This is a genomic window from Nocardia arthritidis NBRC 100137 (genome assembly GCF_001612765.1).
Taxonomy (GTDB): domain Bacteria; phylum Actinomycetota; class Actinomycetes; order Mycobacteriales; family Mycobacteriaceae; genus Nocardia; species Nocardia arthritidis.
Genome location: NZ_BDBB01000097.1, coordinates 1 through 1418, shown reverse-complemented (window position 1 = coordinate 1418; position 1418 = coordinate 1). Strand labels below are relative to the sequence as shown.

Below are 1418 nucleotides of genomic sequence, written 5' to 3'. Positions count from 1 at the left end.
CGGGATGCCGTTCAGCATCGGCTGACGTCTGTCGACTCCAACGAACCATCCTCCCGCTGAAGCGGACTCAACCCTCGAGGGATACCAACCATGATCAACCGTAAGAACCTGGCGCGGATGGCCGGCGTCGGCGCCGCTGCCACCATCGCCATGGGCCTGTTCTCTACCGGTGCGGCGAACGCCGACACCTTCGTCCCGCTGCCGGGCGGGGAACTGACCAAGACGCTGTCGGACGGCACTGTCGTGACCATTCGCCTGGTCGGCGAGTCGGCGAACATCAGTCCGTCCATGGGCGCGACGCCGCTGCACCGCAACGCATGGGTGTCCGGTAGCGCACAAGTGGACCTGTCGGGTGCGGCCGGCGGCAAGATCTTCCCGGGTTACACCGTGGGCTGCCAGGTGAACATCGCCGGTGGCGGTGCCACCGGCGGTGTGGACGGCAATGTGGACTGGAGCGACGGGCAGAACGTCACCGGCGGCGTCGGCGCCAACTCCGGTGGCAACCTGTCCCTGGGTCCGGGGCAGGCGAAGTCGTTCTATGTGCTCGATCTGGAGCAGGCGGACGATTTCGGTAACGAGACGCACAAGACCCGTAATGCGTTCAGGGGCACGTCCGGTTCGGTGACGTGGGCCGATGAGACCATCGGTCTGAATGGTTGCGGGGGCTACGCCCAGGCGCGGGCTTTCGTCAGCGTCGAGGTCGAGACCGACAACGTGATCACCTGGGTGACGTTGTGGGGACAGCCTTTCAGCCTCGGCTGAGTGAACTACGGGTGAAAAACCCGTAGCCATTGATGAAATGGACCCCTCGCATCGCGGCGGGTCCATTTCGTCATGAATTCCATTGCGCCGCAAGGCGGCGCGATCCTAGCCGGATCATTTACGTTGCGAGACGAATTGCCCGAATTTCCGGAAAAGTCTGGTTGATACCGAATAGCATTGTTTCGTCCGAGATCGCTCGATGACGCGATGGTCGGCGGATCGTCTGGTGGACAGCACATTCCACCACACGCGCCGTCGGCTTTGGAGGGACACGTCCGCCTCGACACCCTGGGGCGGGCGGATGCAACCTGATGAGGAAAAACATGAGCAAGTACCGCATCAACGGTCTGTCTCGAGGCGTCCGCGTCGCGGGCGCCGTCGCCGTGGCAACCGTGGCCACCGGTCTGTTCTCGACCGGCGCCGCCGACGCCGATACCTTTGTGCCGTTGCCGGACGGCCACAAGGCAGGCCCTGGCGTGAACATCGCCCGTACGGGTGAGCGCGCCCTGATCTCTCCATCCCTTGCCGCGAACGGTGCCGGCCGTGTCGTGTGGGTTTCGGGGAATGCCATCGCCGATGTCGTCGTGACGCCGGAGGGCGAGATCGGCCCGAACAACGGTCCGACCGGAAACCCGGGAACGAATAATTCATCCACC

Annotated in this window: 1 protein-coding gene and 1 pseudogene; both read left to right on the top strand. The window is 64.1% G+C overall.

The genetic code is table 11. The features are described from left to right. Positions 1 to 90 precede the first annotated feature (90 nt). A complete protein-coding gene (locus NA8_RS32210; protein ID WP_063054048.1) occupies positions 91 to 762 on the top strand; it encodes an MspA family porin in 672 nt (223 codons plus the stop codon). A gap of 323 nt (positions 763 to 1085) precedes the next feature. Next, a pseudogene (locus NA8_RS32205) lies at positions 1086 to 1418 on the top strand (MspA family porin); the annotation flags it as partial.

Excerpts from the sequence above, each read along its gene's own strand:
- NA8_RS32210 (WP_063054048.1), top strand. The coding sequence starts at position 91 with ATGATCAACCGTAAGAACCTGGCGCGGATGGCCGGCGTCGGCGCCGCT.